Origin of the sequence: Paenirhizobium cremeum (genome assembly GCF_022884085.1) — a bacterium.
GTDB lineage: Bacteria > Pseudomonadota > Alphaproteobacteria > Rhizobiales > Rhizobiaceae > Allorhizobium > Allorhizobium cremeum.
Genome location: NZ_JAGGCS010000002.1, coordinates 161,926 through 186,854 on the forward strand (window position 1 = coordinate 161,926; position 24,929 = coordinate 186,854).

The following is a 24,929-nucleotide window of genomic DNA, read 5'->3' on the forward strand; positions in this document are numbered from 1 at the left end:
GTCCGGTCCGTCGCCTCACGACTGCACAAACATCCTGTCCTCCGGTAGTGGCGAATGACTGAACAACGCAGCAAATACGTGGTGCCGCCCGGCACGGCCCCGCTGGTGCAACTGAAGGGGATCGCCAAGTATTTCCCCGGCGTGATCGCCAACCAGGATGTCGACATTGAAGTCATGCCCGGCGAGATCCATGCGCTTCTGGGCGAAAACGGCGCCGGCAAATCGACGCTGATGAACATCCTCACGGGGATCTACCAGCCGGATGCCGGTGAAATCATCATCGACGGCTATGCACAGCAGTTCTCCTCGCCCGTGCAGGCGATTGCCGCCGGCATCGGCATGGTGCATCAGCACTTCAAGCTGGTGAATGCCTTCACCGTCGCGGAAAACATCCATCTCGGCTGGAGCGAGACGCCGCGCCGTGCGTCCGCTGCCGTTCTCGAAGCGCGCACCGCAGCGCTTGCCGAGAAATACAATCTTCAGGTTCGGCCGTCGTCGCGGATTACCGAGCTTTCCACCGGCGAGCAGCAGCGCGTGGAAATCCTGCGCGTTCTGGCGCGGCAGGCGCGGGTGCTGATCCTCGACGAGCCGACCGCCGTGCTGACGCCGGCCGAGGCGCGGGAACTGTTCAAGGCGCTCCGCGAGTTCGTGGCCTCCGGCAATGCGGTGATCTTCATTTCCCACAAGCTGGACGAGGTACTGGAAATCTCCGACCGCATCTCCATCCTGCGCGGCGGCCGCAAGATCGGCACGGAGTTTTCGGCCGACTGCACGCCGGCAAAGCTCGCACGGCTGATGGTCGGCCGCGATATCGTCCTGGCCGACATGCGGGGACGGCCGGAAGGGGCCTCCCCGATTTCCGAGAAGCCGGTGATGAGCCTGCAGAATGTCTTTGCGCTCAACGATGCCGGGGGCGAGGCGCTTGCGGGCATCAACCTCGATATCCGCGCCGGCGAGATCGTCGGCATCGCCGGGGTGGCGGGCAACGGCCAGCGCGAGCTGTCGCAGGTTTTAACCGGGACGCGCGGCGTTTCGGCCGGCACGATCCTGCTCGACGGCCAGCCGATCGGCAAGGCCAACGCCGCCGAATTCGTCGACCGCGGCATCGGCCATATTCCGGAAGACCGGCTGCACAGCGGCCTGGCGCCGGGGCTTTCGATCACCGTCAACGCGGTCATGCGCGAATACCGCAAGCCGCCGGTGACATCGGGCGGCCTCTACAAGCCGAGGGCGGCCCATGCGCTCGCCCGCGAAATCGCGTCCGTCGCCGAGGTCGCCATTCCAGATTTCGGCATGCCGATCCGCAACCTTTCCGGCGGCAACCAGCAGCGTCTCGTCGCGCGCCGGGAAATGCGGGTCGCCTCCAAGATCCTCGTCGCGGCCTATCCGAGCCGGGGGCTCGATGTCGGTGCGATCAACACCATGCTGCGCTACATCGTGGAGCTCAGGAATGCCGGCGCCGGGATCGTGCTGATCTCGGAAGAGCTGGAGGAATTGCTGAACCTCTCCGACCGTATCGCCGTCCTCTACGAAGGGAAGATCATGGGCATCGTCGAGAACGACAATGTCGACATTGAGGAAATCGGCCTCTTGATGGGCGGGCGCGTGCGCCAGTCCGGGGAGGCCGCCCATGGCTAACCTGCGTCTCCAGCGGCTTCCCTCGGCGCAGCCCAGCACGGCGCTCGGCGCCCGCATCGCCGCGATCGCGCTGGCGCTGGTCGTGTCCGGCGTGATCCTCGCCGCCACCGGACGAAATCCGCTCGAACTCGGCGCGCAGGTCGTGTCCTCGTCGTTGGGCTCCTCCTTCGGCATGGAGGATCTCGGCCTGCTCGTCATACCGCTGATCCTGACCGGCCTTTCGGTGACGGTGGCTCAGCAGATCGGCGCCTGGAACATCGGCGCGGAAGGGCAGTTCTATGCCGGCGCCTTCGCCGCGACCGCGGTCGGCCTGTTCGTGCCGCTGCCGGATGGCCTCAGCCTCGTCGCCATGTTCCTCGCCGGCGCCTTCGGCGGGTTGGTCTGGATCCTGGTGCCGACGCTGGCGCGCGCCTATGCCAATGTCAACGAGCTGATTACGACCCTTCTTCTGAACTTCGTCGCCATCCTGCTGGTCTACTATGTCTCGACCGATCTTTGGCGCGAACGCGGCGGCATCGCCAATTCGGCGACACCGCGCATTCCCGCCGAAATGCCGGAATTCTGGGGTCTGGTGCACTGGGGGCTCCCAATCGCGGTGGTCATGTGTGTCGCCATGGCGGCGCTCTTGACCTTCTCCCGCTGGGGCTACGAAGTGCGGCTGATCGGCTCCAACCCGTCCGCCGGCAAATATGCCGGAATTGCCGCGCGCAGGCACCTGATCACCGTCATGCTGCTGTCGGGCGCGATCGCGGGCGTCGCCGGCATGCTGGAAATCGCCGGCACGGTGCATCGCCTGCAGGGCGGCATTTCCAACAGCTATGGCTATCTCGGCATCATGGTGGCGGTGCTGGCGCGCGGATCGAGCGTCGGCGTGATCTTCGCGGGCGCGCTGATGGCCTTCATCCTCAATTCCGGCATCATCCTGCAGACGCAGGGGCTGACCACGTCCACCGTTCTCGCCATTACCGGCCTCATCCTGTTCCTGACGGCGATCGGCGACGAACTTTCCCACTACCGCATCGTGCGCGACAAGGAGTGAAAAGGATCGACCCATGGATCTGCTGACCGGACTTTTCACCACGGCCTTCCTTGCCGGCGGCGTGCTGGCTCTTGCGGCGCTGGGCGAAGTGCTGGCCGAACGGGTCGGCGTCGTCAATCTCGGTGCCGAGGGGCTGATGGCCATGGGTGCCGTCACGGCCGTCGCCACCGTCACCGCCTTTCCCTCGCCCTTGCTGGGCTTCCTCGCGGCACTGGTGGTCGGCGCCCTGTTCGGCTGTGTCTTCGCCGTCGCCACCGTCACCATCCGGGCCAATCAGGTGCTGTGCGGGCTGGCGCTGACGCTGATCGGAACCGGCCTCGCCCAGACGATCGGCAAGAGCTATTCCGGCATGCCGGTGCCGGCCACCTTCGAGGGCGTGGCCGTTCCGCTGCTGTCGTCGATCCCCGTATTCGGACAGGCCTTCTTCAGCCAGAACATCCTCGTCTACCTGATCTACATCGTCCTGCCGTTCGGCTTCAGCTACCTGATGTTCAAGACCCGGCACGGGCTCAATCTGCGGGCGGTCGGCGAAAACCCGGCCGCCGCCGACGCGGCGGGCATTCCCGTCAACCTCATCCGCTTCGGCTATGTCGCGGCCGGTTCGGCGCTCGCCGCCGGCGCCGGCGCCTATCTGGTGCTGGCCTTCGTGCCGGCCTGGTCGGACGGCGTGGTCGCGGGGCGTGGCTGGATCGCGGTGGCGCTGGTCATCTTCGCCGGCTACCGGCCGGTCCCGGCTGTGCTGTCCGGCCTGCTGTTCGGCTTCATCACCGCGCTCGGCTTCGTCGGCCAAGCGCGCGGCTGGCCGATCGCGCCGCCCTTCCTGTCGATGCTGCCCTATCTCGGCACCATCGCCTTCATCATCGTGCCGGTTATCGCCTGGCAGCGCATGCGCCGGCTGATGGCCGCGCCTGCCGCGCTTGGCGAGCCTTATTACCGCAGCGTCCGCTGAGGGCGCGGAGGGTATTGACGAACGGTTCATCCTGGAAACGGAGCGAAAGCCATGGACACGGTTACGGCAAAACATATCGACAGGGCCTCGCTGCCGGTCATCGATATCGGCGGCCTTTCCTCGGCGGACGAGACGGAACGCAGGGCGGTCGCCGCAGAACTCAGGGCCGCCTGTATCGACAAGGGCTTCTTCTACTGCGCCGGTCACGGCATTCCGCAGGGGCTGATCGACGCTGTCTTCGAGGAAACCAAGCGGTTTTTCGCCCAGTCACCGGAAGCCAAGATGGAGCTGGAGAAATCCAGGCGGTCCAAGTGCAATCGCGGCTATGAGGTGCTCGGCGGCCAGACGCTGGAGGCCGGTGCGCCGCCCGACCGCAAGGAAGGCTATTACATCGGCCTCGAACTTGCGGAGGATCACCCCTATGTGACGGGCGGCCTGTTCAATTGCGGACCGAATGTCTGGCCGGTCGGCCTGCCGGGCTTTCGTCCGACGATGCTTGCCTATCAGGCGGCGATGCAGGAACTCGGAAACCGGCTGATGCAGGGTATCGCGCTGTCGCTCGATCTCGATGAGGACTATTTCAAGGGCTACAACATCGAGCCGGTGTCGACGCTGCGTCTCCTGCATTATCCGCCGCAGGCACCTGATGCCCCGAAGAACGAACGCGGCGCGGGCGCCCATACCGACTGGGGCGCGATCACGCTTCTGATGCAGGACGATGTCGGCGGCCTGCAGGTCTTCGACAAGAACGAGGAAGTCTGGATTCATGCCGAGCCGGTGCCGGGCACCTTCGTCGTCAATCTCGGCGATGCCATGGCCCGCTGGACCAACGATCTCTACAAATCGACCCTTCACCGGGTCATCAACACCTCGGGCCGGGAACGCTATTCCATCCCCTTCTTCTACGACGGCGCGCCAAACTACAAGGTGGTCTGCATTCCGACCTGCCTGAAGCCCGGCGAAGAGCCGAAATACAAGCCGACAACGGTCGAGGGCCATCTCCGGGAAATGTACGCAAGGACCTATGCATGACGGGCTGCCCGATGATCGTCGCCATGATCGCCGAAAGCCGGAGGCTCGCGTGAGCACCAAGCTTGTCAGGAACATCACCTATCTCGCGACCTTCGACGACGCGGCCCGCGAGATCGAGGACGGAGCGCTCTTCATCCGCGACAACGTGATCGAGAAGGTCGGGACGACGGCGGAACTTGCCGGCGAGACGGCGGACGAGGTGATCGACCTTTCCGGCCATATCGTCATGCCGGGCATGGTGAACATCCATCACCACATGTACCAGAACCTGACGCGGGTGATGGTGCAGGACGACGAGCTGCTGGTCTGGCTGAAGACGCTTTATCCGATCTGGTCGAACCTCGATGACGATGCGATCGGCACTTCGGCGCGGGTTGCCATGGCGGAACTGATCGCCTCCGGCTGCACCACGTCTTCCGACCATCTCTACATCCTGCCGAACAACTGCACGCTGGACGCGACCATCAATGCGGCGAAGGACATGGGCCTTCGCTTCCATGCGGCGCGGGGCGCGATGTCGCGCGGGCAGAGCCAGGGCGGCCTGCCGCCGGACAATTGCGTCGAGAAGGAAGAGGACATCCTCAAGGATGCCGAACGGCTGATCTCGACCTATCACGACAATTCGCGGCACTCGATGAGCCGCATCATCCTTGCGCCGTGCTCGCCGTTTTCGGTGACGCCGGCGCTGATGAAGGATGCGGCCGCGCTTGCCCGCTCCCACAAGGGCGTGCATTTGCACTCTCATCTGGCCGAGGACCTGTTCGAGGAGATCTATTGCCACGACGTCTACAAGATGCGCTCGGTCGGCTTTGCGGAATCGGTCGGCTGGCTGGGACCCGATGTCTGGTTCGCCCATTCTATCTTCATGACATCGGAGGAAATAGGCCTCTTTGCCTCTACAGGAACCGGCGTTGCCCATTGTCCCTCGGCCAACATGCGCTGCGGACAAGGGATCGCGAAGATCCGTGAAATGCTGGACAAGGGCGTGAATGTCGGTCTCGGCGTCGATGGTTCTGCATCCAACGACACCTCCAACATGTTCATGGAAGCGCGGCTTGCCATGATGCTTCAGCGGGTGGCGCCGAACAAATATCTCTCCGAAGCGCCCGGCGGGCGTGGCGGGTTTGGCGGCACTCCGTCCGCGCTTTCCGCCCGCGAGGCGCTGACCATGGCAACGCGCGGCGGGGCGACGATCCTCGGACGCGACGATGTCGGTTATCTCGCGCCCGGCATGAGTGCCGATTTCATCGCGATCAAATTGCGACAGCTCGGGCTTTCCGGTACGCAGCGGGACCCGCTGGCCGCACTCGTCATGTGCGGACCGTTCAAGGTCGATCACTCGTTCGTCAACGGTCGTGCCATCATCGAAAACGGCGAATTCGTCTCCGCTGACATCGACAGCCTGCTGGAAAAGCATGAAGCTGTGATGGAGCGGATCTATCAGCAATAGGAAGGAAGGGTACAATGAAGGCGACGGACAGGGCTTCTATCGACCAGTGGTATCCCATCGACACGGAAAAGGAGATCCCGTTCGGGACATCGGCAAACCGCCTGCTCGGAACGGATCTGACGGTGACCCGCGCGGCAGACGGCGAAATCACCGTGAAGGCTGAGGGGCGTGAGGAGGCGCTGCCGATCAAGCGCCGGTTCGGCTTCATCTGGACGACGCTCGGCGAGCCGGAGAAGGACATCTTCCCGGTGCCGGAAGCCGACGAGCCCGATCGCCGCTACGTGCCCTGCGGTGCAGTCTCGGTGAAGGCGTCGGGGCTCAGGATCGTCGAGAACTTCCTCGACATGGCGCATTTCCCCTTCGTGCACACCGATATCCTCGGGGCGGAGCCGAATACGGAGGTCATGCACTACAATGTCGAGATCCGTCGCGATGTCGATGAGGTCTGGGCGACCAATTGCCAGTTCTTCCAGCCGCAGGCGGCGCTCTCGGCCAAGGACGGGATCATGACCCAGTATATCTACCGGGTGATGACGCCGTTCACGACGCTGCTCTACAAGACCTGCCCGAACTCGGCCAATCGCTGGGACGTCATCTGCCTGTTCGTGCAGCCGCTCGATCCCGACCGCTGCCGCGCGCATCCGGTGATGTATCTCATCGACGACGTGTCGACCACGACCGAACTCATCCACTTCCAGCAGCTCATCTTCCTGCAGGACCGCATCATTCTCGAAAACCAGCGCCCGGTGCTCCTGCCGATGGAACCGCGCTCGGAAATCCCGACGCGAGCGGATGCAAGCTCCATCGCCTATCGCCGCTGGCTGAAGGAAAAGGGCGTCACCTACGGCACGTCCGCGATGGCGGCGTAAGGGCCGCATGACCGAACGATAGCCACGTGTGGTGACCTTATTCTCCCCTTGCTCTGCCGACCTCCGCAAGGCAATGACATGGGATGTTCCTCGCCCGGCGGCCGCCACCTCTCCCCGTGAACGGGGAGAAGGGCGCAAGTGGCGAGCGCCCACCCAGATAAAGCAGGCACCATGTCCATCTCCACCCTTCGCAACAAAACCCTGCTCGCCTCCGGCTTCCATGCCCCGGTTCCGGGCGAGATCGATGTGCTGACGGACGTCCTGATCGCGGTCGACGGGGAGGGGGCGATCCGTTTCGTGCTGAAGCCGGCGGAGGAGGGCTACGAGGCAACGAAACAGGGGGCCATCGCGTCTGGCACGCTCGAGCGGCTGCCGGAAGGGGCGTATCTCCTGCCGGGCTTTGTCGATTGTCATGTGCATGCGCCGCAATATCCGCAGCTCGGCGGCGCGCTCGACGTGCCGCTCGAGGTCTGGCTGCAGACATATACGTTTCCGCTGGAGGCGCGTTATGCCGATCTCGCCTTTGCCAAGCGGGCCTATTCGCTGCTGGTCGAGGACCTGATCGCCAACGGCACGACGACAGCGCTCTATTTCGCCACCGTGCATCAGGATGCGACACGGGCGCTCGTCGATATCTGCCTCGAAAAGGGCCAGCGCGCCCTGATCGGCAAGGTCGCCATGGACAATGCCGAGAGCTGCCCGGATTATTACCGGGATGTGTCCGTCGATGCGGCGCTCGAAGGTACGCGGGCGCTGATCGACTATGTCCGGATGCATCCGGAAAACGGCGAGGGACGGGTGAAGCCGGTGGTCACGCCGCGTTTCATTCCCTCCTGCACCGATGCGGCGCTGGAAGGGCTTGGCGCGATCGCACGGGAATGCGGCTGCCATGTGCAGACCCATTGCTCGGAGAGCGACTGGGAACACGGCTACGTTCTTTCCCGGCATGGCGTGACGGACACGGAAAGCCTCGACCGTTTCGGCCTGCTCGGACGGCACACGATGCTTGCCCATTCCAATCTCCTGACGGCAAGCGACATGGAGAAGATCAGGGTGCGTGAGGCGGCTGTCGCCCATTGCCCGCTTTCGAACGCCTATTTCGCCGGCGCGGTCTTTCCGCTCCGGGCGGCGCTGGAAAAGGGGCTGCATGTCGGCCTTGGAACCGATATTTCCGGCGGGCCGAGCGCTTCCATGCTGGAGAACTGCCGCGCTGCAGTGACGGTATCGCGGATGCTGGAGACGGGTGTCGATCCGGCGGTGGGCGCGGCGGACAGGGCGGGCGGCCAGCCGGCGCGGATCGATTTCCGTCACGCCTTCCATGTCGCGACGGCGGGTGGAGCAAAGGCGCTCGATCTTCCGGTCGGTCAGTTTTCACCGGGATACCGCTTCGACGCGATCGTCATCGATACCCGGGCGAAGGCCGGTTCGATCCGCCTCTGGGACGAGTTCGACAGCGGCGAGGGCATTCTCCAGAAAATCGTCTTCACGGCCTCGAAGGCGAACATCACGACCGTATGGGTGGACGGAGATGTCGCGGGCCGGGAATGATTGCATACGAAAGCGGCCCTTCCCGGTTTGGGAAAGGCCGCCACCGTCACGCCGCGATCACGATCAGTGCCTGTTCATCCAGACGTCGATTTCGCGTTCGGCTTCTTCCTGCGATTTGCCATAGGCCTCCTGGATCTTGCCGGCGAGCTGCTTGCGGTTGCCGGCGATCACGTCGAGGTCGTCGCCCGTGAGCTTGCCCCACTGGGCCTGGGCCTTGCCCTTGAACTGCTCCCAATTGCCTTCGATCTGATTCCAGTTCATCTTCAATCTCCTTGAGGTTTGTTCACATTCAGAGGTCGCGATCTCCAGTGGTGAACGTCTTAGGCCGGTTGAGGTTCCGCTCCAGAAGACACGGTCACGAAGCGCAGCCCCTGAAACATGGACTGATCCGCCTGCGTCTCATTTGTCTCTTGCCATCTCGGAAAAAGCGGATCTTTCTGGAACCGATCCGCGCCGGTGCGTGTTCTATGGAGCGGAACGAGAAAATCAAAGGAGATGTCAGATGGCTTCAATATCGGGCACGGAAAAGGCAAACGGGCTTGCCGCAGAAGGTCGTAGCAAAGGCAATAGCGACGCCACGGTCGAAGACATTCAGGCCGAACTGGAAAAGCTCAGAAACGATCTCGCGGCGCTTACCCAGACGCTGGCCTCTTTCGGAAACGGCAAGCTGAAGGAAGCGGGAGACCGCGCAAGCCAGCTCGGCGCCGATGTCGCGGAAGCGTCAGCCCAGTATGTCGATACCGCCCGCACCAGCCTTGCCGCCGCCGAACAGGATCTGGAAGCGCATATCCGCAGCCGTCCCCTGCAGTCGGTTGCGATTGCCGCCGGTATCGGTTTCGTCGCCGCCCTTCTGACGCGGCGGTGAGCATGAACGGAGTGATCGCACAGATACTGGCCCTCGCGCTTGGCCAGGTCGACATGCGCTCGACGATCGTCGAGACGAAACGCTCCGCCATCGGCGGAGTGCTGGTCGGGCTGTTCCTGCTCACGGCCTATGGGGCGCTGGTTACGGCGCTGGCGCTCTGGGTTTCCGCGGAGGCGGGAGCTGTTGCCGCCGCTTTGGTGGTTGCCGCCGCCGCTTTTGCCGCCGCCGTGGTGACGCTTGCGGTCGTGGCCGTCCTCAACCGGCAAACGGAGCAGGCGCGGATCGCCCGCCAGCTTGCCATGCGCAGCCAGGCCGATCCGCTTGCCAGCGGACTGATGCGGGAACTGCCGGAAATGGTGCGGCAAAACCCGATTGCGACGACGGCGCTGGTGGCAGGTTTCGTCTACGTGCTGGCGAAGAGCCGCGGCTTCGGAAGGCCGCCGGCGGAGTGACCGCCTATCCCTTGCTATTGCGCTCGGCCTGATCCAGCCGCTCGAGAAGATCGAGAAATTGCGGGGGCGTGCCTTCCTCGATGATGCTGTCGTAATAGCTGCGAAGCCGGGAGGCAATCATGGCGTTGGCATTCTGCCTTTTGGTCTCTGCGGTCTTTGGCCCGTCCTTGCGGTCCGATTGCTTGCCTGCCATGGTCATGAAGTCCGATTGAGCTTGTCGCGAAGATGAGATTATTGCCTTAAGCGGGTCAAATAAAAAAAGTTCCTCGGGCGCGGAACTATTTTTATCAGGCCGCGTTCCCTGCCGAAGCATAACCATACCTTATCTCTATTGGAGAAATTGAATGTCGCTGACTGCCCGCGTTGCTGCCCATCTGCCCTATCTCCGACGTTATGCCCGTGCGGTCACGGGATCGCAGACATCAGGCGATGCCTATGTGGCAGCGGTCCTGGAGGCGCTGATCGAGGATATATCGATCTTTCCGAAGTCTGGCGACGACCGCGTCGCACTTTATAGACTGTTCGTCACCATCTTCGATTCAACGGATGTGGAAATTCCCGAGGTCACCTCGCCGTTCGCCTGGGAAAAGCGCGCCGCCGCCAATCTTGCCGCCGTGCCGACGCGGGCGCGTCACGCCTTCCTGCTGATAACGGTCGAGGGCTTCACCCCTGTCGAGGCCGCGGAAATCCTGGGGGTCGGCGAAGACGAGTTCACCGCTCTCTTCAACGAAGCCTCCCACGAGATTTCCAGGCAGGTCGCGACCGATGTCATGATTATCGAGGACGAGCCGCTGATCGCGCTCGACATCGAGCAGATGGTGGAAGACCTCGGCCACCGCGTCACCGGCATTGCGCGCACGCATGGCGAGGCCGTCGAACTCTACAACCGCACCAATCCGAAGATGGTGCTCGCCGATATCCAGCTTGCCGACGGCAGTTCCGGCATCGATGCGGTCAACGATATTCTCAAGGTCGATACGGTGCCGGTGATCTTCATCACGGCATTTCCGGAGCGGCTGCTGACGGGCGAGCGCCCGGAACCGGCCTTCCTGGTCACGAAGCCGTTCAATCCCGACATGGTCAAGGCTTTGATTAGCCAGGCGCTGTTCTTCAACGAACGGGTGGCGGAACAAGCCTGATTGCAGCCGTGTTTTAAGCTCGCGGCCACGGGGGGAATCCGCCCCTGCGGCGGGTGAGGGAGACCCTCACGGAAGCGGATTGCCCAGAGCGGCGGAGTGAGAAGTTGGTACATCGATTGACATGGTTTGAACCTCAGCGCGGCGACGAGCTATTGCGCGAGTTTTTCATAACCGCCCTGATCGATATGAGCGCCAGCCTCACGCTGCAGGATTGTCAGGGGAAATATATCTGCATCACGACGCTGCCGCCCCGCTGGTTTCTGCCCGCCGGGGCGGTTCCGACGGACGAGACGATCTTCGGCCCCGATATCGGGGCAAGACTGGCGGAGCTCAAGGCAGGGCTGAGCAAAGCCGGGGAGCGTGCCGAACTCGAGATCGAGCCGGGAGACGATACCTTTTTCGAATTCCGGTGTCGGCTGATCGAGATGTCCAACGGAAAACTTCACCTCGTGACGATCGTCATGGACCGCACCGAGGACCGGCGCCGTGAACGCCTGCTGCGGGCCCTGCTGCGGGAGGTCAGCCACCGGTCGAAGAACCTGCTGGCGATCATTCAGAGCATCGCTTCGCAGACCGCACGCTATTCCGGAACGCTGGAGATGTTTCTCGCGAAGTTTCGCGGAAGGCTGCACGCTCTTTCCCAGTCGCAGGATCTCATCACCGATTCCAGCTGGCGCGGGGCCTATTTCCGCGACCTCGTCCAGCAGCAGGTCGATCGCTACGTGCAGGACAATGTCGACCTCGTTCGCGCGACCGGCGAAAACATCCTGCTGTCGCCGAATGCCTCGCTGCATATCGGTCTGGCGCTGCACGAACTGATCGTCAATGCCGTCAGCCACGGAGACTTCATCGCCCGGCGAAAGCCGATCGAAGTGAACTGCATGCGGGTCGAGGGCGAAAAGGGGCCCGAAATCGTGATCCTGTGGAGGGAGCCTCTCGGCAAGGCCGACAGCGAGGCCGAAGATGCCTTGAGGACGTCGCGGTTCGGCAGCACGGTGCTGGAGCGGGTCGTGCCGACATCCGTCAACGGCAGTGCGGTGCACACGATGGAGGCTGGCGAGGTGGTCTATGAACTGCGATTCCCGCTCGAGATCGAGGACTGAAGGGGAACCAAGCTCGTTCCGCCGCATTGACCGAGGGTTTCCCGTTGTCGAAAGATGCGGGTCCGATCTTTTTCCTCCTGACGTCACGGGATACCGATGCGGCTTTTTTCCTGCAGCAACTGCGCCAATGTCGTGCATTTCGACAACAATGCCTGTGTGACCTGCGGCATGGGGCTCGCCTATCGGCCGAGCCGTTTCGACATGGTCGCGGTTCAGCCTGGGGATGGCGGTTCCGTCGACCCGGCCGCCCCCTCCACGCCGCTTCAGCTTTGCGCCAATGCGCAGATGGGCGGATGCAACTGGCTGGTCGAGGATGGCGACCCTTCCGGTTTCTGCATCGCCTGCCGGCATAACCTGACGATCCCCGACCTCGATATCCCTGAAAATGTGGAGAACTGGCAGAAGATCGAACTCGCCAAGCGCTATCTGTTTTATTCCCTGACGCGCTTCGATCTTCCCCTCGTCACCCGGGCGGGCGATCCTCAGGGCGGTCTCGGATTCGAGTTTCTTTCCGACAGAGGCAATGGGGCCGCCGGCTCTCCGGTTATGACCGGGCATACAGACGGCCTGATCGTGCTCAATGTCGCCGAGGCGTCCGATGCCGAACGCGAAGCGCGGCGGGTTTCCTTGGGCGAACCTTTCCGCACGCTGATCGGCCATTTCCGCCATGAAGTGGGGCATTACTACTGGGGAAAACTGGTGCGTGACCGCGGAGCGACAGACGACTTCCGTGCCGTTTTCGGCGATGAGCGCGCGGATTACGGCGAGGCGCTACGGCGACACTATGCCGAAGGACCGCCGCAGGGCTGGGAACAGAATTTCATCAGCGCCTATGCGGCAAGCCATCCGTGGGAGGATTTTGCCGAGACCTGGGCGCATTACTTCCACATCGTCGATGCGCTCGACACTGCCGATGCCTTCGGTTTGCGGATCAGTCCCGAACCGGACGCCGACGGACTATCGCTCACCACCACCTTCGACAGCTACCGCGCGGTCAACGCGAAGGTACTGGTCGATGCGTGGGTGCCCCTGACGATCGCGATCAACAGCATCAACCGCAGTATGGGACAACGGGATCTCTATCCCTTTGTGCTCTCCATTCCGGTGGTTGCGAAGCTACAATATATTCATGACCTTATTCATAAGGGCTAATTACAATCGATGGATTGACACCCGGCGGCGAGCGAAAATCACTTTGGTGTTATACTAATACTTTGAGGAACATCTGGCGTCGTTTTGCGTTAATCTTCCACTTGAGGAGAACGCCAATGGACACGCTTGCAGCTCTGATGGTTCTCATTGCATGCCCCCCGGATACGGCTCGCTGTCTGGAGGAGCCGATCGCTGTCGTGTCCTACCATTCGACCCAGGAATGTCGATTGGCCCTGCCGGGCGAAACCGCGAAAGCGGAAAAGCTCGCCCGGATCATCTACGGCAATTGCATTCCCGTCGATCCGGCCCTTCTCGCCGGCCGGCCGCAGATAAACCGGACCATCGACCCGGCGAGACTGGCCGGCTTGTCAAAGCGCGGACTGCCTGCCGTCGAGGCCCAGGCGCTGGCGAATACGGCAAAAGCGGAAGGGCCGTTTGCCCTTGTGGCGCAGACGCGCTGATGCCCGGCGGTTCATAACCTTCCCCCTTTCGAGAGGAAAGATCGTTTCCCATCGATGACGAGAGAGAATGCCGATGCGGGCCGCGCGCTCCGCCTATCCTGAAACGCAAAACACCCGGACGACGTCCGGGTGTTTTGTTTGCGGGATCGTTCAGACCCTGCGGAACAGGCGGGTGGCCAGGGAGACAAGGAACAGAACAATGAAGACGAGAAACAGAATCTTGGCGATGCCTGCCGATGCGCCGGCAATGCCACCGAAGCCAAGCACGCCGGCAATCAGGGCCACGATCAGGAAAACAAGAGCATAGTAAAGCATGAGATCCTCCTTGGATGATGGCAGGAGAACGTCGGCCTTCTACAATTGTTCCATTTCGGGGCTTGGCGGAAAAATCGGGAACCCGTGGAACCTTAGGGATAGTTCATCGTTTACCGGCACGAACGCAAACAGCCAACTGGACGAGAATGACCAAGTCACCCAATCAAACATCGGCCGCTGGTAACGGGCAAAGCCCGGCGGGCGTGCATGCCGGAATTTCAGCCCAGCTTCGCGCCTATTATCGCTCCGTGGAGGAGGAAGGGATTCCCGATCGTTTTCTCAGCCTGCTGGAGAAACTGGACATGGCGGAGAAGCAGGTCGATAACAGTTACGGCATCAGGGACACCGCATAATGACCGCAGAAAACCTGACGAACGATCGCTCTTTCAAGCGTGAGCTGCTTGCGGCCTTGCCTAACCTGCGTGCCTTTGCCGTTTCCCTGACCGGTCGCCATCACATGGCTGACGATCTGGTCCAGGAAACGATCATGAAAGCCTGGGCCAAGCAGGATCACTTCGAACCCGGCACCAACATGAAGGCCTGGCTCTTCACCATTCTGCGCAACGAGTTCTACTCGCAGATGCGCAAGCGCGGCCGCGAGGTTTCCGACAGCGACGGCATCTTCACGGCACAGCTTGCGACGCATCCGCAGCAATACGGCGCGCTCGACTTCCAGGATTTCAAGCGCGCGCTGGACCAGCTTCCGAGCGACCAGCGGGAAGCGATCATTCTCGTCGGCGCCTCCGGCTTCGCTTATGAGGAAGCGGCTGAAATCTGCGGCTGTGCCGTCGGCACGATCAAAAGCCGTATCAACCGCGCCCGCACCAAGCTGCAGGAAATTCTCGCCGTCAGCGGCCAGGGCGATTACGGCCCCGACGCCGACAGTTCCGCCGTCACCAAGCGTGCCTTTGCCGGGTAGCTCCGGTCATATTGACGAAAGGTCGTCGCGCAGCGTCTTCCGATCGAAGACGCTGCGCATCCATATGCGCAAGGATGCTGCAACGTCCCGGTTTCCAGGAACTTCAGACGGAACGCCGGTTTCGGCTTTGCCGGAACGGCTAGCCTTGTGCGTCCGGGGCGGAATCGTAGCGATGAGCAGCCGCCGCCTTGACGGTTTCCACGAGATGGAACGGATCGAAAGGCTTGTCGATGATCGGGAAGCCGTGCGAGGACCGAACATTCGGCGAAAAATCCTCATAGGCGGACAGAAAGACGGTGGCGGCGCCGGACGCCTCGATCTGCTCTGCACGGGCAAGGTTTTCCGCCTTCGAAGGAGCCGCATCCACGAGAACCACGTCATAGCGACCGTTGGCGAGAGCGTCGCCGAATTCCGCATGCGCGGTGATCGTTACGCTGCATCCGAGTTTTTCCGTGAGGATATCTTCTATCTCCACCGCGATCAGACCTTGGCTCTCGACAACGAGAACACGAAGCGACGGGTTGTTCATGGCTTTTCCTTCTGGTTCGCCGCGACCTTGGCGTGAACTGACCGGCCCGTCATTTAAAAAAGACATGTCCTGGGCAACGAGGGTTCCGAATGGAACATTTTCTTGAAGGAACCCTTTTGCGGTAAAAAAGAGGACATTGCATGGCAAACGACTTTCGTCAGAGTTCCGTTCGGCTGAGCTGCTATTCCTGCCCGCTTCGTTCCATGTCGCATTTTAGGCGGTTTTCCGAGGACGAACTCGATTTCGTCGCCCGGTTCAAAAGAGGCGAACTGAGCACGGATGCGGGCGCGACCGTGGTGGTGGAGGGCAGCAACAGCGCGCATCTCTACACCGTTCTCGAGGGGTGGGGGTTTCGCTACAAGATCCTGGAGGATGGCCGCAGGCAGATCCTCAACTATGTGGTGCCGGGCGACCTTGTGGGGCTGCAGGGCGCGCTGATGGCGGAAATGCAGCACTCGGTCGAGGCTCTTACGCCGATGACGCTCTGCATGTTCGAACGAAGCCGGCTGTTCACGCTTTTCGAGAAGCATGCGAGCCTCGCCTATGACCTCACCTGGCTTGCCGCGCGCGAGGAATCGATCCTGGATGAGCATCTGCTCAGCATCGGGCGGCGCACCGCGCTCGAAAGGGCAGCCTATCTCCTGGCCTTTCTCCACGAGCGCGGCCGGCTTACCGGATTGCTCGACGAAACCAGGCGATATGTTCCGGTAACCCAGACCCATGTCGCCGATACGCTCGGCCTGTCGATCGTTCATACCAACAAGACGCTGCGGCGTCTGGGTGACCGCGGCATGATCCGATGGCTGGATCGCGGCTGCGACGTGCTCGACGTCGAAGCCCTGTGCGAAGTCGCCAACTGGCGGCCGGACGATGCACTCGTCCGGCCCTTCATCTGACGGTATCCCCAGATTAGTGGAGGAGGAAATCGGCAGCCTGCTTCGCCCGCGGGCTTTGCCCCGGCGGGCGCCGCTTCATTTCGCCGCGTCAGGCAACAATGATGACGCCGGTGAAAAGAGCGATGATAAGAATGACCAGAACGATGAATATGAGGATCTTGGCGATGCCGGCGGACACACCGGCGACGCCGCGAAAGCCGAGCAGGCTGGCAACGGCGGCAATCAGAAGAAAAATCAGGATCCATCGCAACATGATCGTCTCCCTGCATCGGCGGAACCGCCGGTTAACCGTGGAGCAGGCGATTTGTTCCATGGCGGACGGCCGGTTCGATCGGTGTCATTCGACGGGTCGAGGCCGGGTGGCGGCAAATATTCGGTGATGCCCAATCGTCGAGGGACAAAACCGAACGGATTGGGGCTCATTGGGGCTGGACATGAGGCTTCGGTTCTGCTCGTGTCCGCCGACTGGGAGTTTCGACTTTTGGCTAGGGATTGAGGAGATGGGTTTGAAGATCGGTTCGCCAAAGGAGATTTTTGCAGGCGAGGCGCGCGTGGCGATGACACCGGACAGCGCGGTCCAACTGCAGAAGCTCGGCTATGAATGCCTGATAGAAGCCGGTGCGGGGAAGTCCGCGGGCTTTTCCGACGAGGCTTATCGCGCCGCCGGCGTAACGGTGGTCGACGGAGCCGAGGCGCTTTACGCAGGCGCCGACGTGATCGCCAAGGTGCGTCCGCCGGAAACGGCCGAGGCCGAGCGGCTGACAGCCGGCAAGACGCTGATCTCGTTCTTCTACCCCGCCCAGAACAAGGACCTTCTCGAGCTCTGCAAGGAGAAGGGTGCAAACGTCGTCGCCATGGACATGGTGCCGCGCATCAGCCGCGCCCAGAAGATGGACGCGCTTTCCTCCATGGCGAATATCGCGGGCTATCGCGCCGTCATCGAAGCGGGCAACAATTTCGGCCGCTTCTTCACCGGTCAGGTGACGGCGGCGGGCAAGGTTCCTCCGGCCAAGGTGCTGGTCATAGGCGCGGGTGTCGCAGGTCTCGCCGCGATCGGGACGGCGACCTCGCTTGGCGCGATCACCTACGCCTTCGACGTGCGTCCGGAAGTGGCCGAGCAGATCGAATCGATGGGCGCCGAGTTCGTCTTCCTCGACTTTGCCGATCAGCAGCAGGACGGTGCCGCGACCGGCGGCTATGCCGCGCCGTCATCGCCGGAATTCCGCGAGAAGCAGCTCGAGAAGTTCCGCGAACTCGCTCCCGACATGGATATCGTCATCACCACGGCTCTCATTCCGGGCCGCGATGCGCCGAAGCTGTGGCTGGCCGACATGGTGGCTGCGATGAAGCCGGGTTCGGTCGTGATCGACCTTGCGGCCGAGCGCGGCGGTAACTGCGACCTCACGGTCGCAGACCAGAGGATCGTTTCCGATAACGGCGTGATTGTCATCGGCTACACGGATTTCCCGAGCCGCATGGCCGCCCAGTCCTCGACCCTTTATTCGACCAATATCCGCCACATGATGACGGATCTGACGCCCGCCAAGGACGGCGTTCTCGTCCACAACATGGAAGACGACGTCATCCGCGGCGCGACCGTGACCTATCAGGGCGAGATCACCTTCCCGCCGCCGCCGCCGAAGGTGCAGGCGATTGCCGCGCAGAAGCCGAAGGAAAAGCCGAAGGAACTGACGCCGGAGGAAAAGCGCGCTCAGGAAGTCGCCGCCTTCAAGGCCCAGACCCGCAACCAGGCCGGTCTGCTCGCCATCGGCACGGCGCTGCTGCTGATCGTCGGCGCCTATGCCCCGGCCAGCTTCATGAGCCATTTCATCGTTTTCGTGCTCGCCTGCTTCATCGGCTTCCAGGTCATCTGGAATGTCAGCCACTCGCTGCACACGCCGCTGATGGCGGTAACGAACGCCATTTCCGGCATCGTCATCCTCGGCGCGCTCCTGCAGATCGGCTCGGGCAACTGGCTGGTGGTGATCCTTGCCGCATTGTCGGTGTTGATCGCCACGATCAACATCGTCGGTGGCTTCCTCGTCACCCGGCGCATGCTCGCCATGTTCCAGAAGTCCTGATCGGGGAGGGGATATAATCATGACGATCGGTATCGTTTCCGCCGCCTACATCGCCGCGGCCGTTCTTTTCATCCTTTCCCTCGGCGGTCTTTCCGGCCAGGAAAGCGCCAAGCGCGCCGTCTGGTACGGCATTATCGGCATGGGGCTTGCCGTTGTCGCCACGGTCTTCGGTCCGGGTGTCGGCAACTGGTTCATTATCCTGCTGATGATCGCCGGCGGTTCAGTGCTCGGCCACTACGTGGCAAGCCGCGTGCAGATGACCGAGATGCCGCAGCTCGTTGCTGCACTTCACTCTTTCGTCGGTCTTGCCGCCGTCTTCATCGGCTATAACGCGCATATCGAAGCATGGCGCGTGGCGACCATGGACGAGGCGGGTCGCGCGGCGCTTACGGGCTTCGCGGCGATCCTCGCCCACAAGGAGCCTGTCGAACTCGCCATCATGAAGGTCGAGGTTTTCCTCGGCGTCTTCATCGGTGCCGTCACCTTCACCGGCTCGGTCATCGCCTTCGGCAAGCTTGCCGGCAAGGTGGACGGCAAGGCCAAGAAGCTGCCGGGCGGGCATATGCTCAATGCCGGTGCTGCGATCCTGTCGCTCATAATGCTGGTGATGTATTTCAACGGCGCGGGCGTCTGGACGCTGATCCTGATGACGCTGCTCGCCTTCTTCATCGGCTACCACCTCATCATGGGCATCGGCGGCGCCGACATGCCGGTGGTGGTGTCGATGCTGAACAGCTATTCCGGCTGGGCTGCGGCGGCCATCGGCTTCACGCTCGGCAACGATCTTCTGATCGTCACCGGCGCGCTGGTCGGCTCCTCGGGTGCGATCCTCTCCTACATCATGTGCAAGGCGATGAACCGCTCCTTCGTCTCGGTCATTCTCGGCGGCTTCGGCGCGACGACGGGGCCTGCGATGGAGATCACCGGCGAGCAGGTGGCGATTGACGCCGAAGGCGTTGCCGCCGCGCTCAACGAGGCGGATTCGGTCATCATCGTACCGGGCTACGGCATGGCCGTCGCGCAGGCGCAGCAGGCGGTTTCGGAACTGACCCGCAAGCTGCGCGCCGCCGGCAAGGAGGTGCGTTTCGCCATCCATCCGGTCGCCGGCCGCCTGCCGGGCCACATGAACGTGCTGCTCGCCGAGGCCAAGGTGCCCTACGACATCGTTCTGGAAATGGACGAGATCAACGACGACTTCCCGAACACGGACGTTGTCATCGTGATCGGCTCGAACGACATCGTCAATCCGGCCGCGCAGGAAGACCCGAACTCGCCGATCGCAGGCATGCCGGTTCTCGAAGTGTGGAAGGCCAAGCAGGTCTTCGTGTCCAAGCGCGGTCAGGGCACCGGCTATTCCGGTATCGAGAACCCGCTGTTCTACAAGGAGAACACGCGGATGTTCTATGGCGACGCCAAGAAATCGGTTTCCGAACTCCTGCCGATGATAAAGTAGGACCGGGCGTTACGCGACATGGAAAGCCGGGTGGAGACGCCCGGCTTTTTTGTCTCCGGCGATGACCGTTTCAGGATCGTACGGCGGCGATCAGGAAGTCGAGGAGTGCGCGCAGCCTCGGCAGACGGCGCATGTCACGGTGGTAGCCCAGCCATGTGTCCCGTCCCGGCGGGTGTGCGTGGAGTTCGACGCGGCGAATGCCCGATGTCTTGTTGCCGAGCGGCACCGGGAGAACCGCCATGCCCGCTCCGCCAGCGCATAGGCGGGCCTGGACATCCCGGTTGTTGCTGCGCATGGCAACGAATGCGCCGGGAAAGCTCTCGCGGAGCCAGGCCACGTCCGGCATGCTGCCGAACGCCTCGTCCATCGTCACCACGCTCAAGCCCTCGCCGTCGCCAATCACCGGGTCGGGGAAGCCCTCCGGTACGTAAAGCCCGTACTCGACATGCGTGAACTTGCGGGAGATGACGTCGACCTCGGTGAAGGGCCGGATGCGAAACACCAGATCGGCCTCGCGGCGGGAGAGGTTGAGCAGCCGCGAATCCGTCAGCAGTTCGATCACGACCTTCGGATGCCGCCGGGAGAACTCGGCAAGCAGGGGCGACAGGACATGCACCCCGAACCAGTCCGAACTGGAGATCCTGATGAGCCCATCGAGTTCGTTTCGGCTTCCCGCGAGGCCGCGCTCGACGGCAATCGCCTCCTCCTCCATGCGTTCGGCATGGGGCAGCAGCAACCTGCCCTCGTCGGTCAGGACAAAACCGTCGGTCGTTCTCTGGAACAGCACGGTGCCGAGCGCTGCCTCCAGGGCTTTCAGCCGCCGACCCATGGTCGGCTGGGTGAGGCCGAGCCGTCGGGCACCCGCGCCCAATGTGCCTTCGCGGGCGACCGCGAGGAAAATGCGAAAATCGCTCCATTCCGGCGTCATACGGACCCTCATTCAAAAATGAATGGATATCATGCAATATCTATAATTTCCATTCAATTCACGTGAGCGCAATCTCTGCCCATCGCAACTCAAGGAGTGATGGAGATGACCAATATGAAAGCGCTTGTTCTCGAAACCTACGGCGCGCCGTTCCGCCTCGCGCATATTGCCCGGCCGGTTGCCGGCGAGGGACAAGTCCTTGTCCGCATCAAGGCAAGCGGCGTGAATCCGCTCGACACGAAGATCCGAGCCGGCAACGGCGCGCATGCTCGCCAGTCGCTACCCGCCATTCTCGGCATCGACCTTGCGGGGACGGTGGAGGAGGTCGGTCCCGGCGTGACCGGTTTCCGGCGTGGCGACGAGGTCTACGGGATGACGGGTGGTGTGGGCGGCAACCAGGGATCACTCGCCGAATATGCGGCTGTCGACGCGAGGCTGCTTGCCGTCAAGCCGGCAACATTGAGCATGCGGGAGGCTGCGGCGCTTCCCCTGGTCTTCATCACTGCCTGGGAAGGTCTCGTCGACCGCGTGGGCGTGAAGCCCGGCCAGACCGTGCTCGTTCTGGGGGCGGGCGGTGGCGTCGGTCACATCGCCGTGCAGATCGCCAAGGCGTTCGGCGCCGAGGTCTACGGTGTCGATAGCGCCGGCAAGGCCGATTACCTTCGCAGCCTTGGAGCGGTGCCGATCGACTATGCTTCCGAGGATGTCGAGGCCTATGTGCAGAAATACACCGGCGGGAAGGGCTTCGATGTCGTCTATGATACGGTCGGCGGCGCTTCGCTCGACACGGCCTTCAGGGCTGTCAAGCGTTTCGGCCATGTGGCGAGCAGTCTGGGCTGGGGCACCCATGCCCTTGCGCCCCTTTCCTTCAAGGCCGCGACCTATTCTGGCGTCTTCACGCTCCTGCCGCTCCTGACCGGCGAAGGCCGCGAACATCACGGCGAGATCATGCGGGAAGCCACAAGACTTGCCGAGGCCGGAAAGATCGTGCCGAGGCTGGACCGGCGACAGTTCGATTTTTCGACCGCGACCGAGGCGCACGAACTGATCGAAACGCGGGCGGCAGACGGAAAGCTGGTCGTCACCATCGACTGAGGACGACATCCGTGACGCAATGGCGCGCGTCCGCAGTGTTGCGGACGCGCGCCATTGCCGTCTTGCTTATCCCTTGAACGTATAGTCCGCAATCGATTGCGGCTTCATCTCGATGGAGAAGCCCGGCAGCGACGGGGGCATGTAGGCCGCGTTCTCGATCCGGCAGGGATCGATGAAGTGTTCGTGCAGATGGTCGACGAACTCGATGACGCGGCCTTCCCTGGTGCCGGAGACGGCGATGTAGTCGATCATCGAGAGGTGCTGGACATATTCGCAAAGTCCGACGCCGCCGGCATGGGGCCAGACGGGCAGATTGTACTTTGCAGCCATCAGCAGCACGGCAAGCACTTCGTTCAGGCCACCCATGCGGCACGAGTCGATCTGCACGATGTCGATCGCGCCGCCGGCGATCATCTGCTTGAAGACGATGCGGTTCTGGCACATCTCGCCGGTCGCGACCTTGACCGGCGCCACGGCCTTACGGATCGCCTTGTGGCCGGCGACATCGTCGGGGCTGGTCGGCTCCTCGATGAAGAACGGCTTGTAGACCGAAAGTTCCTTCACCCAGTCGATGGCCTCGCCGACTTCCCAGACCTGGTTGGCGTCGATCATCATGTAGCGGTCGTCGCCGATGACTTCGCGGGCGATCTTCAGGCGGCGCTTGTCGTCTTCCAGATCGCGGCCGACCTTCATCTTGATGTGGGTGAAGCCCTGATCGACGGCCTCCTGGCAGAGACGGCGCAGCTTCTCGTCGGAATAGCCGAGCCAGCCGGCAGACGTGGTGTAGCAGGGATAACCTTCCTTTTCGAGGAGGGCGATGCGCTCGGCCTTGCCTTCCTCGGCCTTCTTCAGGATCGCCAGCGCCTCGTCCGGCGTGATGGCGTCCGTCAGGTAGCGGAAGTCGACGATGGAGAGGATTTCCTCGGGCGTCATGTCCGCGACAAGGCGCCAGACCGGCTTGCCGGCCTGCTTGGCGAGAATGTCCCAGACGGCGTTGACCACGGCGCCGGTGGCAAGATGCATGGCGCCCTTGTCCGGACCGATCCAGCGCAGCTGGCTGTCGCTCGTCACATGCCGCCAGAAGCGGCCGGGATTGGCCTTGACCCAATCGAGATCCAGCCCCACCACCAGATGCTTCATGGCGTCGATCGCGGCGCAGCAGATCTCGTTGCCGCGGCCGATCGTGAAGGTCAGGCCATGGCCTTCAAGGCCGGGCTGGTCGGTACCCAGCACGACATAGGCAGCCGAGTAATCCGGGTCCGGATTCATCGCGTCCGAGCCGTCGAGGCTCCGGGAGGTGGGAAAGCGCAGGTCAATCGAGCGCAGGCTGGTGATCTTGGTCATAGGTCAAGGCCCTGGGGCTTGAGGGAGGGATCAGGGTGAGGGGGGTCAGGAGTCGGCCTTGAAGGTCTGCTTCTGGGTGCCGAGGCCTTCGATGCCGAGTTCGACGACGTCGCCGGCCTTCAGGAAGCGCTGCGGCTTCATGCCGAGGCCGACGCCGGGCGGCGTGCCGGTGGAGATGACATCCCCGGGATGGAGCGACATGAACTGGCTCAGATAGGAGACGAGATAGGCGACGCCATAGACCATGGTCCTCGTGGAGCCGTTCTGCATCTTCTCGCCGTTGACCGTCAGCCACATCGAGAGGTTCTGCGGATCGGCGATCTCGTCTTTCGTCACCAGCCAGGGGCCGATGGGGCCGAAGGTGTCGCAGGACTTGCCCTTGGTCCACTGTCCCGCCCGTTCCGTCTGGAAGGCGCGTTCGGAAACGTCGTGGGAGACGCAGTAGCCGGCGACATAGTCCATGGCTTCGGCTTCCGAGACGTATTTCGCGGTCTTGCCGATGACGACGCCGAGTTCGACCTCCCAGTCGGTCTTTTCCGAACCGCGCGGGATCAGCACGTCATCGTTCGGGCCGACAATCGCCGAGGTCGCCTTCATGAAAATGACCGGTTCCGGCGGAACCTCAGCGCCGGTTTCCGCGGCGTGGTCGGAATAGTTGAGGCCGATGCAGATGAACTTGCCGGTACCGGCAACGCAGGCGCCGATGCGGCCCGGCGCGAGTTCCGGCAGCGAGGCGGGGTCGATGGCCGCGATCTTTGCAAGGCCTTCCGGGCCGATGGCCGCGCCACCGATATCGGCGACATGGGCGGAGAGGTCACGGATCTTGCCGTCCTTGTCGAGAAGGGCGGGCTTTTCCTGGCCAAGGGGGCCGACGCGCATGAGTTTCATCGGGGAATTCCTTTCAAATGAGATTAGATCGTCCAGCCGCCGTCGATGGCGTAGGCCTGACCAGTGGTATAGGTCGCGGTGGCGAGATGCACCGCCAGATCGGCGATTTCCTCAGGCGTGCCGAGGCGGCCCATCGGCTGGCGGGCGATGAAGGCGGCGCGGGCGGCTTCATAATCGCCCTGGGCCTTCATGCGGTCCTGCAGCGAGGGGCTTTCCACCGTGCCGGGGCAGATGGCGTTGCAGCGGATGCCCTGTGCCACATAATCGGCGGCGACCGACTTGGTGAGGCCGATGACGGCGGCCTTGGTGACGGAATAGGCGCAGCGGTTCGGCACGCCCTTGATGGAGGAGGCGACCGACGCCATGTTGATGATCGCCCCGCCGCCACGCTCCAGCATGGAAGGAAGCACGGAGCGGATGGTGCGCACCATGGCGCGGACGTTGAGGTCGAAGGCGAAGTCCAGATCCTTGTCGGCCATTTCGAGGACCGAGCCGGAATGCACGAAGCCGGCGCAGTTGAACAGCACGTCGAAGGGGCCGGTCTCGGCGACGACGGCGGTAACCGCTTCGTCCTTCAGCACGTCGAGCAGGCGGGTTTCGATGTTTACCTCACTGGCAAGGCTCTTCAGCGCATCGGCATTGATGTCGGTGGCGACGACGGTCGCACCTGCGCGGGCGAAGGCGAGCGCGCTCGCCCGGCCGATGCCCTGGCCGGCAGCAGTGACCAGCACGCGCTTGTTTTCGAGGGGGAGGGGCATGGGGTTTCTTCCTTTCCTTAAGTCGG

The 24,929-nt window shown here is 62.7% G+C and carries 28 protein-coding genes; 19 read left to right on the plus strand and 9 right to left on the minus strand.

Annotation, left to right across the window (positions count from 1 at the left end):
• The first annotated feature begins 54 nt into the window (after positions 1 to 54).
• The 7 genes from J5N58_RS04230 to guaD all read left to right on the plus strand — a co-directional run bounded on the left by J5N58_RS04230 (position 55) and on the right by guaD (position 8,525).
• Positions 55 to 1,638 (plus strand): ABC transporter ATP-binding protein, encoded by a 1,584-nt coding sequence (locus J5N58_RS04230; RefSeq protein ID WP_112829261.1) that lies wholly within the window; start codon positions 55 to 57, stop codon positions 1,636 to 1,638.
• A complete protein-coding gene (locus J5N58_RS04235) occupies positions 1,631 to 2,677 on the plus strand; it encodes an ABC transporter permease (protein ID WP_244709820.1) in 1,047 nt (348 codons plus the stop codon). The genes J5N58_RS04230 and J5N58_RS04235 overlap by 8 nt, the downstream gene beginning before the upstream one ends.
• A 13-nt stretch (positions 2,678 to 2,690) precedes the next feature.
• Positions 2,691 to 3,626, plus strand: coding sequence for an ABC transporter permease (locus J5N58_RS04240; protein WP_112829263.1), 936 nt, complete (start codon positions 2,691 to 2,693; stop codon positions 3,624 to 3,626).
• 51 nt (positions 3,627 to 3,677) lie between these two features.
• Positions 3,678 to 4,658 carry an isopenicillin N synthase family dioxygenase gene (locus tag J5N58_RS04245; RefSeq protein WP_113340851.1) on the plus strand — a complete coding sequence of 327 codons (981 nt, stop codon included), beginning with the start codon at positions 3,678 to 3,680 and terminating at the stop codon, positions 4,656 to 4,658.
• 49 nt (positions 4,659 to 4,707) lie between these two features.
• Complete coding sequence (locus J5N58_RS04250) at positions 4,708 to 6,108, plus strand: 8-oxoguanine deaminase (protein WP_244709822.1); 1,401 nt, start codon at positions 4,708 to 4,710, stop codon at positions 6,106 to 6,108.
• A gap of 14 nt (positions 6,109 to 6,122) precedes the next feature.
• On the plus strand, positions 6,123 to 6,977 hold the full coding sequence (locus J5N58_RS04255) for an aromatic ring-hydroxylating oxygenase subunit alpha (RefSeq protein ID WP_113340850.1): 855 nt from the start codon (positions 6,123 to 6,125) through the stop codon (positions 6,975 to 6,977).
• Between the two features lie 171 nt (positions 6,978 to 7,148).
• Complete coding sequence (gene guaD / locus J5N58_RS04260; protein WP_244709824.1) at positions 7,149 to 8,525, plus strand: guanine deaminase; 1,377 nt, start codon at positions 7,149 to 7,151, stop codon at positions 8,523 to 8,525.
• Between the two features lie 63 nt (positions 8,526 to 8,588).
• On the opposite strand, the gene J5N58_RS04265 is transcribed toward guaD, so the two are convergent.
• Positions 8,589 to 8,786: a CsbD family protein gene (locus J5N58_RS04265; RefSeq protein WP_112829267.1), complete on the minus strand. Its 198-nt coding sequence runs from the start codon at positions 8,784 to 8,786 to the stop codon at positions 8,589 to 8,591.
• Positions 8,787 to 9,027: 241 nt separating this feature from the next.
• On the opposite strand from J5N58_RS04265, the gene J5N58_RS04270 reads away from it, so the two are divergent.
• Positions 9,028 to 9,390, plus strand: a complete 363-nt coding sequence (locus J5N58_RS04270) for an ElaB/YgaM/YqjD family protein (RefSeq protein WP_112829268.1) — start codon at positions 9,028 to 9,030, stop codon at positions 9,388 to 9,390.
• A gap of 2 nt (positions 9,391 to 9,392) precedes the next feature.
• A complete protein-coding gene (locus J5N58_RS04275) occupies positions 9,393 to 9,842 on the plus strand; it encodes a hypothetical protein (RefSeq protein WP_113340848.1) in 450 nt (149 codons plus the stop codon).
• A 4-nt stretch (positions 9,843 to 9,846) separates the two neighbouring features.
• Here J5N58_RS04275 and J5N58_RS04280 read toward each other — a convergent pair whose 3' ends face one another.
• Complete coding sequence (locus J5N58_RS04280; RefSeq protein WP_112829376.1) at positions 9,847 to 10,035, minus strand: NepR family anti-sigma factor; 189 nt, start codon at positions 10,033 to 10,035, stop codon at positions 9,847 to 9,849.
• 151 nt (positions 10,036 to 10,186) lie between these two features.
• On the opposite strand from J5N58_RS04280, the gene J5N58_RS04285 reads away from it, so the two are divergent.
• The 4 genes from J5N58_RS04285 (at position 10,187) to J5N58_RS04300 (ending at position 13,697) form a co-directional block, all read left to right on the plus strand.
• Positions 10,187 to 10,981 carry a response regulator gene (locus J5N58_RS04285; RefSeq protein ID WP_112829270.1) on the plus strand — a complete coding sequence of 265 codons (795 nt, stop codon included), beginning with the start codon at positions 10,187 to 10,189 and terminating at the stop codon, positions 10,979 to 10,981.
• A 104-nt stretch (positions 10,982 to 11,085) separates the two neighbouring features.
• A complete protein-coding gene (locus J5N58_RS04290; RefSeq protein WP_112829271.1) occupies positions 11,086 to 12,084 on the plus strand; it encodes a sensor histidine kinase in 999 nt (332 codons plus the stop codon).
• A 96-nt stretch (positions 12,085 to 12,180) separates the two neighbouring features.
• Positions 12,181 to 13,236, plus strand: coding sequence for a zinc-binding metallopeptidase family protein (locus J5N58_RS04295; RefSeq protein WP_112829272.1), 1,056 nt, complete (start codon positions 12,181 to 12,183; stop codon positions 13,234 to 13,236).
• A gap of 116 nt (positions 13,237 to 13,352) precedes the next feature.
• Entirely contained in the window at positions 13,353 to 13,697 is a 345-nt protein-coding gene (locus J5N58_RS04300) for a hypothetical protein (RefSeq protein WP_112829273.1), read from the plus strand.
• A 150-nt stretch (positions 13,698 to 13,847) separates the two neighbouring features.
• Here J5N58_RS04300 and J5N58_RS04305 read toward each other — a convergent pair whose 3' ends face one another.
• A complete protein-coding gene (locus J5N58_RS04305) occupies positions 13,848 to 14,012 on the minus strand; it encodes a DUF1328 domain-containing protein (RefSeq protein ID WP_112829274.1) in 165 nt (54 codons plus the stop codon).
• Between the two features lie 146 nt (positions 14,013 to 14,158).
• Between J5N58_RS04305 and J5N58_RS04310 the strand changes: the two genes are divergently transcribed.
• A complete protein-coding gene (locus J5N58_RS04310) occupies positions 14,159 to 14,365 on the plus strand; it encodes a NepR family anti-sigma factor (RefSeq protein WP_112829275.1) in 207 nt (68 codons plus the stop codon).
• A complete protein-coding gene (locus tag J5N58_RS04315) occupies positions 14,365 to 14,931 on the plus strand; it encodes an RNA polymerase sigma factor (protein WP_112829276.1) in 567 nt (188 codons plus the stop codon). The genes J5N58_RS04310 and J5N58_RS04315 overlap by 1 nt, the downstream gene beginning before the upstream one ends.
• A 139-nt stretch (positions 14,932 to 15,070) precedes the next feature.
• On the opposite strand, the gene J5N58_RS04320 is transcribed toward J5N58_RS04315, so the two are convergent.
• Complete coding sequence (locus J5N58_RS04320) at positions 15,071 to 15,460, minus strand: ANTAR domain-containing protein (RefSeq protein ID WP_112829277.1); 390 nt, start codon at positions 15,458 to 15,460, stop codon at positions 15,071 to 15,073.
• 140 nt (positions 15,461 to 15,600) lie between these two features.
• Between J5N58_RS04320 and J5N58_RS04325 the strand changes: the two genes are divergently transcribed.
• Positions 15,601 to 16,356 (plus strand): Crp/Fnr family transcriptional regulator, encoded by a 756-nt coding sequence (locus J5N58_RS04325; RefSeq protein ID WP_112829278.1) that lies wholly within the window; start codon positions 15,601 to 15,603, stop codon positions 16,354 to 16,356.
• Between the two features lie 88 nt (positions 16,357 to 16,444).
• Here the strand turns inward: J5N58_RS04325 and J5N58_RS04330 are convergent, their stop codons facing one another.
• Complete coding sequence (locus tag J5N58_RS04330) at positions 16,445 to 16,609, minus strand: DUF1328 domain-containing protein (protein WP_112829279.1); 165 nt, start codon at positions 16,607 to 16,609, stop codon at positions 16,445 to 16,447.
• A 253-nt stretch (positions 16,610 to 16,862) separates the two neighbouring features.
• Between J5N58_RS04330 and J5N58_RS04335 the strand changes: the two genes are divergently transcribed.
• On the plus strand, positions 16,863 to 18,437 hold the full coding sequence (locus J5N58_RS04335) for a Re/Si-specific NAD(P)(+) transhydrogenase subunit alpha (protein WP_112829377.1): 1,575 nt from the start codon (positions 16,863 to 16,865) through the stop codon (positions 18,435 to 18,437).
• A gap of 19 nt (positions 18,438 to 18,456) precedes the next feature.
• Positions 18,457 to 19,890 (plus strand): NAD(P)(+) transhydrogenase (Re/Si-specific) subunit beta, encoded by a 1,434-nt coding sequence (locus tag J5N58_RS04340; RefSeq protein ID WP_244709826.1) that lies wholly within the window; start codon positions 18,457 to 18,459, stop codon positions 19,888 to 19,890.
• A gap of 70 nt (positions 19,891 to 19,960) precedes the next feature.
• Here J5N58_RS04340 and J5N58_RS04345 read toward each other — a convergent pair whose 3' ends face one another.
• On the minus strand, positions 19,961 to 20,818 hold the full coding sequence (locus J5N58_RS04345) for a LysR family transcriptional regulator (protein ID WP_113443322.1): 858 nt from the start codon (positions 20,816 to 20,818) through the stop codon (positions 19,961 to 19,963).
• Positions 20,819 to 20,923: 105 nt separating this feature from the next.
• Between J5N58_RS04345 and J5N58_RS04350 the strand changes: the two genes are divergently transcribed.
• On the plus strand, positions 20,924 to 21,913 hold the full coding sequence (locus J5N58_RS04350; RefSeq protein WP_244709829.1) for a zinc-dependent alcohol dehydrogenase family protein: 990 nt from the start codon (positions 20,924 to 20,926) through the stop codon (positions 21,911 to 21,913).
• Between the two features lie 66 nt (positions 21,914 to 21,979).
• On the opposite strand, the gene J5N58_RS04355 is transcribed toward J5N58_RS04350, so the two are convergent.
• Genes J5N58_RS04355 through J5N58_RS04365 form a run of 3 tightly spaced genes read right to left on the minus strand, consistent with a single transcriptional unit; the run spans position 21,980 to position 24,903 of the window.
• Positions 21,980 to 23,257, minus strand: a complete 1,278-nt coding sequence (locus J5N58_RS04355; RefSeq protein WP_113340841.1) for an L-fuconate dehydratase — start codon at positions 23,255 to 23,257, stop codon at positions 21,980 to 21,982.
• Between the two features lie 45 nt (positions 23,258 to 23,302).
• The gene (locus tag J5N58_RS04360) at positions 23,303 to 24,145 is read right to left on the minus strand and encodes a fumarylacetoacetate hydrolase family protein (protein WP_112829284.1); all 843 of its coding nucleotides are present in this window, start codon (positions 24,143 to 24,145) and stop codon (positions 23,303 to 23,305) included.
• A gap of 23 nt (positions 24,146 to 24,168) precedes the next feature.
• Positions 24,169 to 24,903, minus strand: coding sequence for an SDR family oxidoreductase (locus J5N58_RS04365; protein WP_112829285.1), 735 nt, complete (start codon positions 24,901 to 24,903; stop codon positions 24,169 to 24,171).
• Positions 24,904 to 24,929: the final 26 nt, after the last annotated feature.

Bases quoted from the DNA above. Each gene is read 5' to 3' on its own strand.
- J5N58_RS04230 (WP_112829261.1), top strand. From the start codon at position 55: ATGACTGAACAACGCAGCAAATACGTGGTGCCGCCCGGCACGGCCCCG.
- J5N58_RS04325 (WP_112829278.1), top strand. From the start codon at position 15,601: ATGGCAAACGACTTTCGTCAGAGTTCCGTTCGGCTGAGCTGCTATTCC.
- J5N58_RS04235 (WP_244709820.1), top strand. From the start codon at position 1,631: ATGGCTAACCTGCGTCTCCAGCGGCTTCCCTCGGCGCAGCCCAGCACG.
- J5N58_RS04365 (WP_112829285.1), bottom strand. From the start codon at position 24,903: ATGCCCCTCCCCCTCGAAAACAAGCGCGTGCTGGTCACTGCTGCCGGC.
- J5N58_RS04245 (WP_113340851.1), top strand. From the start codon at position 3,678: ATGGACACGGTTACGGCAAAACATATCGACAGGGCCTCGCTGCCGGTC.
- J5N58_RS04340 (WP_244709826.1), top strand. From the start codon at position 18,457: ATGACGATCGGTATCGTTTCCGCCGCCTACATCGCCGCGGCCGTTCTT.
- J5N58_RS04280 (WP_112829376.1), bottom strand. From the start codon at position 10,035: ATGGCAGGCAAGCAATCGGACCGCAAGGACGGGCCAAAGACCGCAGAG.
- J5N58_RS04330 (WP_112829279.1), bottom strand. From the start codon at position 16,609: ATGTTGCGATGGATCCTGATTTTTCTTCTGATTGCCGCCGTTGCCAGC.
- J5N58_RS04240 (WP_112829263.1), top strand. From the start codon at position 2,691: ATGGATCTGCTGACCGGACTTTTCACCACGGCCTTCCTTGCCGGCGGC.
- J5N58_RS04255 (WP_113340850.1), top strand. From the start codon at position 6,123: ATGAAGGCGACGGACAGGGCTTCTATCGACCAGTGGTATCCCATCGAC.
- J5N58_RS04285 (WP_112829270.1), top strand. From the start codon at position 10,187: ATGTCGCTGACTGCCCGCGTTGCTGCCCATCTGCCCTATCTCCGACGT.
- J5N58_RS04265 (WP_112829267.1), bottom strand. From the start codon at position 8,786: ATGAACTGGAATCAGATCGAAGGCAATTGGGAGCAGTTCAAGGGCAAG.
- J5N58_RS04355 (WP_113340841.1), bottom strand. From the start codon at position 23,257: ATGACCAAGATCACCAGCCTGCGCTCGATTGACCTGCGCTTTCCCACC.
- guaD (WP_244709824.1), top strand. From the start codon at position 7,149: ATGTCCATCTCCACCCTTCGCAACAAAACCCTGCTCGCCTCCGGCTTC.
- J5N58_RS04270 (WP_112829268.1), top strand. From the start codon at position 9,028: ATGGCTTCAATATCGGGCACGGAAAAGGCAAACGGGCTTGCCGCAGAA.
- J5N58_RS04310 (WP_112829275.1), top strand. From the start codon at position 14,159: ATGACCAAGTCACCCAATCAAACATCGGCCGCTGGTAACGGGCAAAGC.
- J5N58_RS04320 (WP_112829277.1), bottom strand. From the start codon at position 15,460: ATGAACAACCCGTCGCTTCGTGTTCTCGTTGTCGAGAGCCAAGGTCTG.
- J5N58_RS04305 (WP_112829274.1), bottom strand. From the start codon at position 14,012: ATGCTTTACTATGCTCTTGTTTTCCTGATCGTGGCCCTGATTGCCGGC.
- J5N58_RS04345 (WP_113443322.1), bottom strand. From the start codon at position 20,818: ATGACGCCGGAATGGAGCGATTTTCGCATTTTCCTCGCGGTCGCCCGC.
- J5N58_RS04275 (WP_113340848.1), top strand. From the start codon at position 9,393: ATGAACGGAGTGATCGCACAGATACTGGCCCTCGCGCTTGGCCAGGTC.
- J5N58_RS04350 (WP_244709829.1), top strand. From the start codon at position 20,924: ATGACCAATATGAAAGCGCTTGTTCTCGAAACCTACGGCGCGCCGTTC.
- J5N58_RS04360 (WP_112829284.1), bottom strand. From the start codon at position 24,145: ATGAAACTCATGCGCGTCGGCCCCCTTGGCCAGGAAAAGCCCGCCCTT.
- J5N58_RS04315 (WP_112829276.1), top strand. From the start codon at position 14,365: ATGACCGCAGAAAACCTGACGAACGATCGCTCTTTCAAGCGTGAGCTG.
- J5N58_RS04295 (WP_112829272.1), top strand. From the start codon at position 12,181: ATGCGGCTTTTTTCCTGCAGCAACTGCGCCAATGTCGTGCATTTCGAC.
- J5N58_RS04300 (WP_112829273.1), top strand. From the start codon at position 13,353: ATGGACACGCTTGCAGCTCTGATGGTTCTCATTGCATGCCCCCCGGAT.